Raw genomic sequence first — 13,628 nt, forward strand, 5'->3', positions numbered from 1 at the left:
CACAAATCCCCCTTGTGGCTGAAGGGGGATTTGTGTTTTGTCACCTTCGCATTATGCTTTGTGATCCGTTTTGTTTGCTGGTCGTGCCTTGTCATCTGCGGGATTGCCCGCGAGCAAGTGGGAGATAGACGGAGCAACAGGCTGACTTTGGTTCGCCGTTGGAACAGACTGCGCCGCACTGCCCTTTTGCATGAAATCGGAAATCATTTTGTTCATATCAAGCCCGGATACGTCTTTGAGCATCTCTGGCAGTTGGGCCATCAGCTTCGTGACATTGCCGCTCAGTCGGTTGACGCCGTCTCCCTGACCGCCGCCCGCATCCACAATCGTTACTTTGTCGATCGCCTTCATCGGCTCGGCAATTTTTTCGGCCAGTTCAGGCAGCATTTTGGCGATGATGTCCAAGATGGCGGCATGACCGAACTTCTCGAACGCTTCCGCGAGCTTTTCCTTCCCTTCCGCTTCGGCTTCCAGCTTGAGGCGCGTTACTTCTGCCTCCGCGCTTCCTTTCGCCTTCTCGGCTTCGGCAATCGCCAGACCTTCCAGTCGCTTCTGCTCCGCCATCGCTTTCGCCTCTGCCTCGATCCGGTATTTGAGCGCATCGGCTTCGCGCAGTTTTTTCGCTTTTTCCGCTTCCGCCGCTTGCTCCACGGAGTAGCGATCCGCATCGGCTTTTTTCTTCACTTCCGCGTCATATTGCTTCTCGCGGCGCAAAATTTCTTTTTCTTCCAGCTCGATCTCTTTTTGCTTGCGCACCAGATCGATTTTCATTTCTTCTTCCGTAACCTGCTGCTTGGCGACAGCTTCTTGCAGCTTGTAGGCTTGGTCCGCGCTTGCTTTCGCCCGGTCCTGCTCCTGTTTGAAGGCAGCTACCTTCAGCTCTTTATCTTTCTCCGCTTCCGCGATGTTCGTTTCTTTCAGCAGCTCGGCTTTGCGCGCCTCTTCTTCGGCCTGGGCCTGTCTGATCCGCGCTTCCTTGTCTGCGTCGGCTTGCGAGATCGTCGCATCGCGCTTGACTGCCGCGATCTGCGGAATCCCCAGCGCTGCCAAATAACCGTTTTTGTCGCGCACATCCTTGATCGTGAAACTGACCACGGACAGCCCCATTTTTTTCAAATCTTTGGTCGCGACCGATTGAACTTCCTGGGCAAAGCGCTCGCGGTTTTTGTAAATTTCCTCCACCGTCATGCTGCCGAGAATCGCCCGCAGGTAGCCTTCGAGCACTTCCTGCGCCTCGGCACGCAGAGCCTCATCTTTTTTGCCCATGAACTGCTCGGCAGCGGTGGCAATATCCTCGATCGAACCGCCGACCTTGATAATCGCCACACCGTCCGCCATGACAGGTACACCTTGCTCTGTATATACTTCTGGCGTGGACACGTCGAGCTTGTGGGACAGAAGACTCAGAAAATTTGCTTGTTGAAAAATCGGGAGGATGAACGCACCGCCGCCGCGGACGATTTTCATTTTGCGGCCAGACTCGTCGCTCAGCACATTTTTCGTGCCCAAATAACTCCCTGTCACGATCATCGCTTCATCGGCACCAACGGTTTTGTACCTTGCCCAAAATGCGATCCCCAAAACGAGAAAGACTGCGACTACGATACCGACCGTTACTAAAATGTCCGGTTCAAACATGCACTCTCAGCTCCTTTTTCTATGATTCAGGCTGGAAAGGAATAACGTACAAGACATGGTCGCGCACTTCTACCACTACGACGCGCGTTCCTTGCGGGATGCTTACCCGCTCCAGACTGGCAGCCATATGGTAGGTCGTCCCGCTGAGCATGGGCAACAGCACTTCGCCCAAGCCCTCTGCCGGAATCGTCGTGCCCACCTCGCCCAGCTTTCCGCCCAGTTGGGTCATGGAATAGCCTGTTGAGTTCTCTGCCTGGCTCATCGGCTTTACCCAGAGAAAGTACGCGAAGACTGCCAAACCCGCACCGATGACCGCGGCCAACACAAACACGACGAGGTCAGACAAACTGGTAAAGCGGGACAAAATATACCCGGCGCCGCCAAAAGCGGTGAGGCCGCTGACAAAAGTGATTGGCTGAAACAGCGGCAGATGAAAATGATCGAGCCAATCCGAGACCGCATCGCCGAATAAAAGCGATAAGACGGTATAAATAATGCCACTCACAAGGCAGACCATGTAGACGGTTTCAAGTACGCCCACGCTTGTCACTCCTTTCCAAGATTGCATCTATTTTTCATACGTTTCAGCTCGGAAAAGGTTTCATAATTAAGGAAAATCCTCCCTGTATACAGAGAGGATTTTCTCGCTTTTATCCGATAAATGTTTGCACGAGCAAATACAGATTCAGCCCCATAATGATCGTCGCCACGATCCAGGCCAGCCATTTCAGCCACCCGGCGTTGGCAAACTCGCCCATTTTGGCCTTGTCGCTGGTGAATTTAACGAGCGGCACGACAGCAAAGGACAGTTGGAGGGACAAAATGACCTGGCTCAAAATCAGCAAGTCGGTAGCCCCGCTCTCGCCGTACAGCGCGGTGACAATGACGGCTGGCACGATGGCAATCAGGCGGGTAATCAACCGGCGCAGCCATGGGGTAATTCGCAAGTTCAAAAAGCCTTCCATGACGATCTGGCCTGCGAGCGTTCCTGTCAATGTGGAGTTCATCCCCGCCGCCAACAGAGCGACCCCGAACAAAATGCTGCCGAGCGTCGTGCCGAGCAGGGGGGCCAGCAGATGATAAGCGTCTGCGATATCGGCCACATCTGTCATCCCCGCCTGGTGAAATGTCGCGGAGGACAAGATCAGGATCGCTGCATTGATCGCCATGGCGAACACCAGGGCAATCGTCGAATCGAGCGTTGCGTATTTGATCGCTTCCTTTTTCCCCAACGTCGTCTGGTCGTACTGTCTCGTTTGCACGATGGACGAGTGCAAGTACAAGTTGTGCGGCATGACCGTCGCCCCCAAAATCCCGATCGCAATGTAGAGCATCTCCGGATTTTTCACAATCTCTGTGCTGGGGATGAAGCCGCCGAGAATCCCGGCGATGTCCGGCTGCGACCAAAACATCTCGAATGCGAAGCAGGCACCGATCGTCGCAATCAGGGCAATCACGAGCGCTTCAATATAGCGGAATCCTTTGTTTTGCAAAAACAGGACGATCATGACATCAAGCGCGGTAATCAACACACCGTACACGAGCGGTATTCCGAAAAGCAAATTCAGGGCGATTGCCGCCCCGATGACTTCTGCCAGGTCGCACGCCGCGATGGCAAGCTCGCACAGTACCCACAGTCCCATGGCTACCGGCTTGCTGTAGTGATCCCGGCATGCCTGCGCCAAGTCTCTTCCTGTCACAATCCCCAGCTTTCCAGCCAGCGCTTGCAGCAAGATCGCCATCAGGTTCGATAGCAAAATAACGGAGAGCAAGGAGTAGCCGAAAAGGGAGCCGCCCGCAATATCCGTCGCCCAGTTGCCCGGGTCCATATAGCCGACCGCCACGAGATAGCCGGGGCCAGCGAAAGCTAGAAACTTGCGAACCCACGAGCCTTTGGTCGGAACTTTCATAGAGCGGTGGACTTCCGGCAACGATGGCCCATCCGCCTCTTTTCTCCATGCTTGCTGATTTTGGGCAGCTTCGCCTGAGTTTGATCTGGATAGCATAACCCTTCACCTCAATTTGTGGATCAAGTCACCTTTTTTGCCCCAAGGCAACTCTTGGTCAAAAAAATATAGAAATTTGCCTCCACCAAAAATGTTTACCTAGCGAAATATATGTTTTATTATACTCCGATTCCGCCCTTTTGCAATGGTTGCCCTGCATATATTTGGGCGCTTGTTGAACACTACTCGTATTCCTTTTCAGGAGGGCTTGATCGTGAATCGGGAACAGGAACTGGCCGAGCAGATGAGCGGCAGCTCCGATTACGTCCAGCAACAGCTGCGGATCGGAGAAAATGTCTACACGGTATGTTATTTAGAGTGTTTGGTCGAGGCCAACTATATTCAGGATGAAATTGTGGAAAAGTTGGCCGATCCAGCCTGCCGCTTCCCCTTTCATACTTTGGAGACAACTCCAGAAGCCATCGAAGCGATTTTATACGGCAATCTCGTAATCTACAGCCATGCAGAGCAAGTCTTGTATGTCGCGAGCGGAACCGGGATGGAGACGCGCAACGTTCAGGAATCCGAAAATGAGAGTTCGCTTCGCGGCCCCCGCGACGGGTTTGTGGAATCCGTGAGCACCAACCTCTCGCTGATCCGCCGCCGCTATCCTGACCCGGAATTGAAAGTGGACATCCGGCAAATAGGCCGGCGGACCAAAACAAAAGTCGCGTTGGCGTACATAAACGGGATCGTCAATCCGGTTATTCTCGATGAAGTGAAAACTCGTCTGTCGACCATGGATATCGATGGCGTCATGGATAGTGGAACCGTGGAGCAGTGGATTGAAGACAGCTGGTATTCGCCTTTTCCGCAGACACAATACACAGAAAGCCCGGCAAGAGTGCTGCACATGCTGCTGGAAGGGCGCATCGCGATCATCGTCGACGGTTCTCCCTTCGTGCTGATTGTGCCCGTCACCTTTTCGATGCTGTTCCAGGCTCCCGATGATTATTACGAGCGCTGGATGATCGGGTCGGCAATCCGCATCATCCGCATAACCGGTGCCAGTATTGCCCTGATTTTGCCTTCCTTGTACATTGCGCTTATTTCTTACCATCCGGGAATGATTCCAACCCAGCTTGCGCTCACCATCTCCGCAGCCAGGGCGGAGGTGCCGTTTCCTTCGTTCCTGGAAGCCGTTTTCATGGAAGCGACGCTGGAAATGCTGCGGGAAGCCGGACTGCGCTTGCCGAAGATCATGGGCCAGACGATCGGCATTGTCGGCGGGCTGGTCATCGGACAATCAGCCGTTGAAGCCGGGATCGTCAGTCCGGTACTCGTGATCGTCGTAGCCATCACCGCGATCTCATCCTTTCTCGTGCCTGCCTACAACGGGGCCATCGCCCTGCGTCTGCTACGCTTTCCCCTGATGCTGCTCGCAGGCAGCCTCGGGCTGTTCGGTCTTATCCTCGGCATTCTCGCTATTCTCGCGCATCTGGTTTCATTAAAATCGTTTGGCATCAACTACTTTTCTCCGCTCGTTCCCTACCGCCCGAGCGACTGGAAAGACATGTTTGTCCGGGCACCCCTGACTTATTTGCGGGACAGGCCGGAAATTTTGCACCCGCAAGATAAAAAGCGGATGGATCTGCACAAACGAAAGAAAGGATGGTAGATGTGATCAAAGACAAGCTGACTGCCCCACAAATAACCGTACAGTTGTTTGCCGCAATCGTGGGAGTCGGCATTTTGTCCTTGCCGGAAACCGTCGGGAACAAGGCTGGCGTCGACAGCTGGATCGTCATCATGGTTTCCGGCCTGGTTGCGATGGTTGCTGTATCGATGATGGCTTATGTCGGGTCGCGATTCCCCGGGAAAGGGATCATTGAATACGGTCCTTTTCTGTTCGGCCGCTTTCTCGGCCTGGTGACCTTGCTTGCTTTTCTGGTCTATTTTTTGATGTTCGTCGGGACAGTCGTCCGCATCTCTGCCGATGTAACCAAGCTGTTTTTGCTCGACCAAACCCCTATAGAAGTGGTCATTATCGGCATGCTCAGTGTGAGTACCTATTTGATCATGCACGGAGTCAATGCCATTGCCCGGTTCAACGAGGTGATTCAGCCGATTGCGGTGTTGATTTTGCTGCTCGTCCTGACCCAAACCGTCCGCGACACCGACATCGGCCGCCTGCTCCCCATCATGGGTGACGGGATCGCCCCGTTGCTGCACGCCTTTCCGACCACCTTTTTTTCCTATCTCGGATTCGAGATTTTGCTGTTCATTCAGCCATTCATGGAAAAACCGGCCCTCGGGCAAAAAAGCGCCCTGATCGGAGTTGCCGCTACTCTTTTTCTGTACACGCTGGTCACAGCCCTCTGCCTTGCCGTGTTAGGCGGTCATGAAGTTACGCTGGTTGAATACCCTACGCTGGCGATCATTAAAAATATTGAGGTGCCTGGCGCTTTCATCGAAAGGCTCGATTCCATCATGATGATGGTCTGGATTCCTTTTGCCATCACCACGATCGTCATGTTTCATTTTTGTGCCAGTCTGATCGCCTCCCGCTTGCTCAAGCTCCAGGAGCACAGAGTCATTGCCTTGCTGCTCATGCCTATCGTGTTTTTGATTGCCGTCCTGCCACGCAACACGCTGGAAGTGGACGAATGGAGCAAATGGTCCAGCTACCTTGGCTTCGGCCTGATTATCGTCATTCCGCCTTGTCTCTGCCTCATGTACAAATGGAAAGCAAGAAGGCAGGCACGTGCATGAGAAAAAGTCCCGTCTCCCGTCTGTTCGCACTCCTCATGCTGCCAGTCTTGCTCACCGGATGCTGGGACAGGGTGGAAATTCAAGATCGACTGTTTGTGTTGGCTGCTGGCATTGACAAGAACGTGCAAAAAGAACAGAAACGGTCTTATTATGAATTTACCGCCCAGTTGGTCGAGCCACGCGCCTTGTCCGGCAAAGTATCCTTGCCGAACGTCTCTCCCGTCTGGAATCCGACTTCCTCCGGGCCGTCGATTTTTGAGTGCATTCGCCTGATGGCGACGCGCGTGGCGAGACAGCCGTACTATGAGCATCTGCAGGCAATCATTATCGGGGAGGAGCTGGCGAAGGAAGGCATCGACAGGTCATTGGATCTCTTTTACCGCGATCACGAGTCGCGCCGCAAAATCAAGCTGATCATCGCCAAAGGAAAGGCAAAAGAGGCTCTTTATGTCAAACCGCGGCTGATGCCCTTGCCTGGTCGCTACATTAGCAAGCTGACGGAAGAAGGAGAGTCGAAAACAGCCAGATTGCCTGCGACCACATCCATCGGGGAATTTTCCCGCAACTTCCACAACGGAGAAAACAGCATCCTCCCCGCTATTCGAGTCGAGCAAAACGAGGTGAAAATGGCGGGAGGCGCGATCATGAGAGGAGACCGACTGATTGGCTGGCTAAGCGATCATGAAATAAAAACGCTCCGCTGGATTAACGGAACGTTTTCGAAAGGCGATGAGGTGATCGTCAAGCTAACGGACGCGGATGAACGGCCCTCTTTCATCACAATGGAAGTAAAAGGCGCCCGTTCCACCGTGAAAACATCGGTCGAAAACGGAAAGCCCGTGATTACCCTTTTGATTCGCGGAGAGGGCAACATCGCAGAAGACGGCTTTGGCAATAAGCCTACCATGGAGAAAATCAAGAAAAAAGAGGAGCAGATCAATCATGCGCTCAAGCAGAGAGTGGAGAAGCTGATCGCCTTGATGCAGCAAAAACACGGGATCGATATTTTCGGCTTTGGCGAAGAGTTCCGCAGATTTCAGTATGCTTACTGGAAAGCCCACAAACATGAGTGGGATGCCTTGTTCAAAGAAGCAGAAATCCGCGTAGACGTGCAAACGTTCATCCGCCGTTACGGCCAATTCAAATAGCAATGAAATGGGCGACAAGCACGATTCCTGACAAGATCAGCAAAAGGTAGCCGCCACCTTTGGCAAAGGCCGCATCACGGGTCAGCTGCCGATTGCGGTAGGCGACATAGTACCGAAAACGCAAAATCAGGCCGACCACCAAAAGCAAAATGACCAAATAATAAGAGGTCAGGGATTCGAGAAATCCGATAACAAGCGAAAATCCCATCGTACTCCCCCTTTTCCATCCTGGTGTGATTTTCCTAGTATGGTCCAGGGGGACGCTCCTTATCGCTTGCTCATTTGAAGCACCTTTTTCATGCGGCGAATCCCTTCCCTGATTTTGTCCGGCTCTTCCCACGAATACGTCAGCCGGAGCCAGCCCGGCTCGGCACCATACACCCCGCCCGGAGTGAAGACGACTCCCTCCCGGATTGCACGATCCAACAGCTCCTGTTCCTCTAGCGGCTCATGCAGTTGGCACCAGATGTGATAGCTGCCCGCTGGTCTGTTCCAGGCAGCATATTGTTGCAATTCGGTTTCCAAAGCAGCGTTCATCGCCTGTTGCTGCTCTCGCAAGTAAATGGCGAGTTTGTTTATTTGCTCCTGCCAGCTTGCTTCCTGCAAAAAATGACGCGCAAGCTGCTGCGAGATACTGCTTGTGCCGAAGTCCATCTGCTGCTTGGCGTCAGCAAGCCGCTCCACGACAGAACGCGGCCCCACCAGCCAGCCGATCCGCAGCCCCGGAGCTACCGTCTTGGACACACTGTTGACGTAAAGCACATGTCCCGCTTGGTCAATCGCCTTGATCGGTCGCGGAGGAAGTGCCGCTCCTGCCAGACTGAGCGCCCCGTAGGCGTCATCCTCCACCAAAGGAATCCGCAAGTCCTGACAAGCGGCCAAAAGCTGCGCCCGCCTCGGTTCACTCATCACAATTCCGGTCGGATTATGGTATGTCGGATTGGCGAAAACCATTTTGATCCGCTGTTCTCGATGCAACGCAACCAGTGCCTCCGGGATGATCCCTTGCTCGTCTTGCGGCAACCGAAACAGACGCAGCCCGGCCGAGCTGAACAGCGGCAAGGAATACGAGTAAGACGGCCCTTCCATCGCGACCGCATCGCCCGGATTCAACAAGCACTGCGTAATCAGATGCAGCGCCTGCTGCGCCCCGGAGGTCACCAAAATTTCCTCGCTGTCCGCTTTGATCCCGTAATGCTGCGCCAAATGCTCGGACAGCACGGCCCGCAGTCCCGGATCTCCTTTTGGCTGCGCGTAGCCAAGCTCCAGGTGCATATGCTTCAAACCGCCCAACTGCTCGGCAGACATAGACGGAATCATCGACGTATGCAGCTCTGCTTTCGCCAGGTTAATGATCGAGGAATCCAGGCAAGCATCCTGGATGCGTTTGGCAAGCGGATAGGCAGGCAAAAATGCGCCTCCGTTCGTGTATTTGTACCAGTTCGGCATTTGCTGGACTCCCCACAAATGTCGGCTGACCCATGTACCGCTTCCTTGCCACGATTGCAACAGCCCTGTTGCCCGCAATTCCTCATATGCCGCTGATACCGTTCCCCGGTTTACGCCGAATCTTCTCGCCAACACCCGCTCGGGCGGCAAAGAAGCGCCTGGCTGCAGCTCCCCGGATACGATTTGCTGCTCCAATCTTTTCACAATTTGCTGATACACCGGAATCCCCGCAAGCTTGTCAGGCTTCCACTCCATCTCGCTCCCGCCTCTTCACCGTCTTTTTTTCCATTGCTTCGACAAATTGGCCTACTCATCCTGCTGCCAATTGGCCCTACCGTTCCCATCCGTCCTCTACTAAGCTGAAAGCACACTGTTCGCATTTCTCATCAACAAAGGACGGGATCACAAATGAAAGCAGACTCTCTACCTGAGGAAGCACACACAAAACGGGCGCAAGACACGCCCGCACACGCAAAGCCTGACGGCGGCATGACCTTGGAAAAGGCGGGCATGCTATACGGCTTGCTCGGCGTATGCAGCTTCAGCCTCACCCTGCCTGTGACAAAAGTGGTCGTCACTGCGCTCTCGCCCGCATCGGCCGGACTTGGCCGTGCGCTGATCGCTGCCATCTTGGCTGCATTAGTTCTCGTGTTCAAGCGCGTTCCGCTGCCGTCCTTGGCCCAATTCAGCCAGCTCGTCCTCGTTTCCGCTGGCGTGGTGATCGGCTTTCCTTTTTTCTCCTCATGGGCAATGGAGCGCGTGCCCGCTACCCACGGCGCGGTCATTATCGCCCTGCTGCCGCTCGCAACAGCAGGCGCAGCCGCCTTTTTTGCCGGAGAGCGCCCGGGAAAAACGTACTGGCTTTCCAGCATAGTCGCGTGCCTGACGATTATCGGCTACGCTGTTCTCTCCGGGTTTGGCGCCTTGCAATGGGCTGACCTCGCGTTGCTCGGAGCCGTCGTGTCCGCTGCCATCGGCTACGCCGTCGGCGGGCAGCTCTCCAAAACGCTTGGCGGCTGGCAAGTGATCAGCTGGTCGTTGATTATCGCTTTCCCGTTTCTCGTCGTGCCGATCGCGGGTCCGCTCCTGACGGAATTGCAGCATGCCTCCTGGACCGTCTGGGCTGGCTTTGGCTACATCAGCGTCGTCAGCATGTTTCTCGGCTTTTTTGCCTGGTATCACGGCCTTGCGCTTGGCGGCGTCGCCCGCGTCAGCCAGACCCAATACTTCCAGCCGTTTTTGTCGATTATCGCCTCCTGGCTGCTTCTCTCCGAGCCTTTTACATGGGGAGCCGTGCTGGCGACCGTCATTGTCGTGCTCGCTGTTGCCAAAGGAAAAAATGCCTCTGTCACCGTAAAACAGCCAGCGCCGTCCACGCCTGGCAGATAACAACTGCTTCCGCCAAGCTCACAAGCATCTTGTCTGCGGCACATAAAAAAGCACCGCCCACAAACAGCAGGCAGCGACTCCTTTCCACCAAGCTCACAGGCATCTTGTCTGCTGCGCATAAAAAAGCACCGCTCCCCGATGAAAAGGACGGTGCTTTTGCTGCTATCGTTCCATTAGCCAACTGGTCAATTCGTCTGATCCAGCATGTTTCCCATATATCCCGGGCGATAGACTGGATCACTTAACGCTTGCAAAACCTGATCGGGCCGCGCGCTATGATACTGTGGCAACGTTCGCCACTCCTCCAGCGTCACCCAGCCTGCCCAATCGATCTCTTCGTCCTCCAGCCCGCCGGGAATCGGCGTCTTGTCCTCTCCCACCAGCTTGGCGAGGACAGCAATCCCCACCGTATGCTTGCCAGTGCCTTCCTGATCAATCCGGTCGTCCACCCAGAGCAGACGCTCCATTTCGACCAGCAGTCCGGTCTCTTCCCATACTTCCCGCCTCGTGGCGTCCGGGATGGCTTCCAAATACTCCACATTTCCACCCGGCAAGCTGTAACAGGTTCCGTTTTTGCCCTTTTCTCGAATCACCAGCACTTTTCCTTCGTGCCAGACCACTACTGTGACTCGCAAACGTATTTCTTTCATCCCGCTCGCTCCCTTCTCAGATGGCAGGGGTACGCATAACATGCAGGGAATCGACACCGGAGTGCGCAAAACATTCCTGCAAGGCATCCAGTCCAAAACGCTCGACATACCCGGCTTCCGATTCTGCGATCGCATGCAGCATCATGAAGCGGATGACGTCGGCGCCGTTCGTATAATATTCAAAGCCGACCTCTTCAAAATAGGCGGGGGTAAGCACGGCGTGATTCAGCACAGAGCCTTCGACAATCGCCTCTTCCAGCTTGAACAGCTCTCCTGCCTGCACGCGCTTCTGCTCCTGTTCCCACTGACGGATCACCGCCGACGCAATCGTCGCCAGATGCGCGATCATTCCTTTTTGAAACTGATAGGAATACAGCATGCATTCGCTCGCTCCGGTCTTGTGCAACTCCAGCGTCACGTATGTCCACCATCCGCGCCTGCGCGATGCCGGATAAACCGCAATCAGCACATCCGCCGCTTCGAGCTGATACAATTCTCCCCGACACCCGAAAAAACGCTCGCAATGATCGATCAGTTGCCCTGTTACTAGCATATGTATATCCTCGCTTCAACAAGAAAAAAATGTGCGGTTCACCCGAAAAAAGCATGCTCCGAATCGCAAGCATACTGAGCGTATCTTATTTCCGATCCAGCCCCTTGACCATACCTATTTATTTTATCATTGCCCCAAACGAATGTACATGTTCCCCAATTTCTTTCAGCAGCGGAACATTATGCAAAGTATTCACAAAATCATCGCATTTTCCTATAGATTTTCTGGTAAAATTTGAAAAGTGTTTTCTTAACCTATCAGACAATCAGACAAGAAAAAGGGGTCGGCAGCATTGATTGAAGTAGAAAAGAAGTGGAGAGAACTACTGGATTTTTACGCTTTGACGGAGGCGGATCTGGATTTGTTAGCTCGTCACAAAGAGTACGTCCAGACTCACCTGCACGAAATTGTTGACTGTTTTTACGAAGAACTGGAAAAGCATTCGCATCTGCGCAAGTTGATACAGGCGAATGCAGCGGTCGACAGACTGAAAAACATGCAGTATGACTACGTGGAATCGCTGACGAGCAATGTCATCGACGCCCACTACATCGCAAGTCGCCAACGGATCGGCTCCACTCATGCCAGAATCGGTTTGTCCGCTTCCTGGTTTTTGGGGGGCTATTCTCTTTATTTGCGGCTGTTTTCCCAAAGGCTGCACTCCCTCAGCGATCCGGATGCCTTTTACCAGGCGCTGTCCAAAAGGGTGTTCTTTGATTCCGCGATCATTCTGGAACAATACATAGGCGAAACTATGCGCGAAAATGCGATCTACCGCGAGAACATGGAGCAAATGGCTGCCGAGTTAAGCACGACTACCCAGGAAGCGTTGCGCATCTCCTCTGTGTTTGCCGAGTCTGCAACCAATCTTGCCGTATACAATGAAGAGATCGCCCAATCCATGCGCGTGCTCAAAGAGCAAAACGAAGAAATCGAGAAATTGAGCGGCTTCGTATCCGATGTGTCTGTGCAGACGAATTTGCTGGGCTTGAATGCAGCCATCGAAGCGGCGCGGGCGGGAGAACACGGGCGCGGCTTTGGCGTCGTCGCCGATGAAGTGCGCAAGCTCGCGGACAAGTCAAACGCTTCTTCCAAAGAAATCAATCATTCGCTTGGCAGCATGGTTTCCCAACTGCAAAAAATCGAGCAACAGGTCACGCTTTCCGCGCAATCAGCCGATCAGCTCGATTCCACTTCCGAGCAATTATTATCGATTATCCAAGCCTTGGATGAGCTGTCTTGCCGCTTGCAAAGCAGGCAATAGTCTTTTTCAGTCAACAGCCGAGCGGGGCGAATATGTCCCGCTTGGCTGTTTTTTTGCTCACGGTGCGTCCCATTGCGGCTTTCATCGCAATCCCGGCAAGCCTTTTTCGGCAAAAGAAAACCCCCGGACTTTTCCCGGGGGCCGCTGATGGAGCTTTCATGCACAACATTATCGACGTTCTATGACCTCAAACTCCACGATGGCATTCGTGTATCCGTCTACCGTGATAGCAAATTCATACGTACCAGGCGCATAGTTTCTCCCCTGAACATTCATGATAACTTTTCCTGGCTGAGTGGTATCCAGCCGGAATCCGTCAATCCATCTTTCGTTCGAGCGATCCCATACTTTCGTGATGTGTTCGCGCCAGCTTGGATCGTCCGAAAACGTGATGTGAAATTCATGCTCACTCACGACCGTCCCTGTTAAGGCAGGGGGCGCCACTGGCGGAGCCACGTCAATCTCGACTGTCACATCCTGGTAGCCTGTTGCGGAAATGACAAATTCGTATCTCCCCGGCTCATAGACGTAGTTCGACTGATTCATCATGATTTTTCCGGCTTGTGTCGTATCGATGTCACTCTCAGCGATGATCCTGTTTTCTGTTTTGTTGCGGATACGGAAAATGTTCTCGCGCCAATTCAAGTTATCGGCAAACGCGATTTCAAACATGCCGTTGCTTTTGAGCACAACGTTCAAAGCAGGTGCCGGCAATCCGCTATTCTCGACTTGCTCCCATCTTTTGCGCGGGAGTTTTGTTCGAGCCTACACCGTGCGGGCGACTTTCATCGCACACGGCGTTCCATCAGCGGATAAGAA

At 53.7% G+C, this 13,628-nt stretch carries 13 protein-coding genes and 1 pseudogene; 6 read left to right on the top strand and 8 right to left on the bottom strand.

Going from position 1 to position 13,628, the window contains the following annotated elements:
* Positions 1 to 51: 51 nt before the first annotated feature.
* The 3 genes from NST23_RS23160 to NST23_RS23170 form a co-directional block, all read right to left on the bottom strand.
* Positions 52 to 1,638: a flotillin family protein gene (locus NST23_RS23160; RefSeq protein ID WP_173599648.1), complete on the bottom strand. Its 1,587-nt coding sequence runs from the start codon at positions 1,636 to 1,638 to the stop codon at positions 52 to 54.
* Positions 1,639 to 1,657: 19 nt separating this feature from the next.
* Entirely contained in the window at positions 1,658 to 2,179 is a 522-nt protein-coding gene (locus tag NST23_RS23165) for a serine protease (RefSeq protein ID WP_122964467.1), read from the bottom strand.
* 109 nt (positions 2,180 to 2,288) lie between these two features.
* A complete protein-coding gene (locus NST23_RS23170) occupies positions 2,289 to 3,644 on the bottom strand; it encodes an Nramp family divalent metal transporter (RefSeq protein WP_122964466.1) in 1,356 nt (451 codons plus the stop codon).
* A gap of 214 nt (positions 3,645 to 3,858) precedes the next feature.
* On the opposite strand from NST23_RS23170, the gene NST23_RS23175 reads away from it, so the two are divergent.
* From NST23_RS23175 to NST23_RS23185, 3 genes are read left to right on the top strand one after another with little or no spacing between them, the layout of a single operon-like run.
* Positions 3,859 to 5,262 carry a spore germination protein gene (locus tag NST23_RS23175; RefSeq protein ID WP_340964669.1) on the top strand — a complete coding sequence of 468 codons (1,404 nt, stop codon included), beginning with the start codon at positions 3,859 to 3,861 and terminating at the stop codon, positions 5,260 to 5,262.
* Between the two features lie 2 nt (positions 5,263 to 5,264).
* Entirely contained in the window at positions 5,265 to 6,356 is a 1,092-nt protein-coding gene (locus NST23_RS23180) for a GerAB/ArcD/ProY family transporter (RefSeq protein WP_274874344.1), read from the top strand.
* Positions 6,353 to 7,504 carry a Ger(x)C family spore germination protein gene (locus NST23_RS23185; RefSeq protein WP_340964671.1) on the top strand — a complete coding sequence of 384 codons (1,152 nt, stop codon included), beginning with the start codon at positions 6,353 to 6,355 and terminating at the stop codon, positions 7,502 to 7,504. The genes NST23_RS23180 and NST23_RS23185 overlap by 4 nt, the downstream gene beginning before the upstream one ends.
* On the opposite strand, the gene NST23_RS23190 is transcribed toward NST23_RS23185, so the two are convergent.
* A complete protein-coding gene (locus tag NST23_RS23190) occupies positions 7,497 to 7,712 on the bottom strand; it encodes a CLC_0170 family protein (RefSeq protein WP_122964463.1) in 216 nt (71 codons plus the stop codon). The two genes, NST23_RS23185 and NST23_RS23190, sit on opposite strands and share 8 nt — an antisense overlap.
* A 59-nt stretch (positions 7,713 to 7,771) precedes the next feature.
* Complete coding sequence (locus NST23_RS23195; RefSeq protein WP_340964673.1) at positions 7,772 to 9,208, bottom strand: aminotransferase-like domain-containing protein; 1,437 nt, start codon at positions 9,206 to 9,208, stop codon at positions 7,772 to 7,774.
* 234 nt (positions 9,209 to 9,442) lie between these two features.
* Between NST23_RS23195 and NST23_RS23200 the strand changes: the two genes are divergently transcribed.
* Positions 9,443 to 10,342, top strand: coding sequence for a DMT family transporter (locus NST23_RS23200; protein ID WP_340965211.1), 900 nt, complete (start codon positions 9,443 to 9,445; stop codon positions 10,340 to 10,342).
* 185 nt (positions 10,343 to 10,527) lie between these two features.
* Here the strand turns inward: NST23_RS23200 and NST23_RS23205 are convergent, their stop codons facing one another.
* Both NST23_RS23205 and NST23_RS23210 read right to left on the bottom strand, forming a co-directional pair.
* Complete coding sequence (locus NST23_RS23205) at positions 10,528 to 10,992, bottom strand: NUDIX domain-containing protein (protein WP_122964461.1); 465 nt, start codon at positions 10,990 to 10,992, stop codon at positions 10,528 to 10,530.
* 16 nt (positions 10,993 to 11,008) lie between these two features.
* Positions 11,009 to 11,545, bottom strand: a complete 537-nt coding sequence (locus NST23_RS23210; protein ID WP_122964460.1) for a suppressor of fused domain protein — start codon at positions 11,543 to 11,545, stop codon at positions 11,009 to 11,011.
* Positions 11,546 to 11,837: 292 nt separating this feature from the next.
* On the opposite strand from NST23_RS23210, the pseudogene NST23_RS28500 reads away from it, so the two are divergent.
* Both NST23_RS28500 and NST23_RS28505 read left to right on the top strand, forming a co-directional pair.
* Positions 11,838 to 12,287 (top strand): annotated as a pseudogene (locus NST23_RS28500) (protoglobin domain-containing protein); the annotation flags it as partial.
* Between the two features lie 159 nt (positions 12,288 to 12,446).
* Positions 12,447 to 12,809, top strand: a complete 363-nt coding sequence (locus NST23_RS28505; protein ID WP_420840588.1) for a methyl-accepting chemotaxis protein — start codon at positions 12,447 to 12,449, stop codon at positions 12,807 to 12,809.
* A gap of 168 nt (positions 12,810 to 12,977) precedes the next feature.
* Here NST23_RS28505 and NST23_RS23220 read toward each other — a convergent pair whose 3' ends face one another.
* The gene (locus NST23_RS23220; RefSeq protein WP_173596723.1) at positions 12,978 to 13,523 is read right to left on the bottom strand and encodes a hemoblobin-interacting domain-containing protein; all 546 of its coding nucleotides are present in this window, start codon (positions 13,521 to 13,523) and stop codon (positions 12,978 to 12,980) included.
* Between the last annotated feature and the right edge of the window lie 105 nt (positions 13,524 to 13,628).

Origin of the sequence: Brevibacillus sp. FSL K6-0770 (assembly GCF_038000275.1) — a bacterium.
GTDB lineage: Bacteria > Bacillota > Bacilli > Brevibacillales > Brevibacillaceae > Brevibacillus > Brevibacillus parabrevis.

What these genes read in the sequence shown, in the direction of transcription:
- NST23_RS23170 (WP_122964466.1), bottom strand. Translation starts at nt 3,644, where the DNA reads ATGCTATCCAGATCAAACTCAGGCGAAGCTGCCCAAAATCAGCAAGCA.
- NST23_RS23205 (WP_122964461.1), bottom strand. Translation starts at nt 10,992, where the DNA reads ATGAAAGAAATACGTTTGCGAGTCACAGTAGTGGTCTGGCACGAAGGA.
- NST23_RS23195 (WP_340964673.1), bottom strand. Translation starts at nt 9,208, where the DNA reads ATGGAGTGGAAGCCTGACAAGCTTGCGGGGATTCCGGTGTATCAGCAA.
- NST23_RS23190 (WP_122964463.1), bottom strand. Translation starts at nt 7,712, where the DNA reads ATGGGATTTTCGCTTGTTATCGGATTTCTCGAATCCCTGACCTCTTAT.
- NST23_RS23210 (WP_122964460.1), bottom strand. Translation starts at nt 11,545, where the DNA reads ATGCTAGTAACAGGGCAACTGATCGATCATTGCGAGCGTTTTTTCGGG.
- NST23_RS23200 (WP_340965211.1), top strand. Translation starts at nt 9,443, where the DNA reads ATGACCTTGGAAAAGGCGGGCATGCTATACGGCTTGCTCGGCGTATGC.
- NST23_RS23160 (WP_173599648.1), bottom strand. Translation starts at nt 1,638, where the DNA reads ATGTTTGAACCGGACATTTTAGTAACGGTCGGTATCGTAGTCGCAGTC.
- NST23_RS23185 (WP_340964671.1), top strand. Translation starts at nt 6,353, where the DNA reads ATGAGAAAAAGTCCCGTCTCCCGTCTGTTCGCACTCCTCATGCTGCCA.
- NST23_RS28505 (WP_420840588.1), top strand. Translation starts at nt 12,447, where the DNA reads ATGCGCGTGCTCAAAGAGCAAAACGAAGAAATCGAGAAATTGAGCGGC.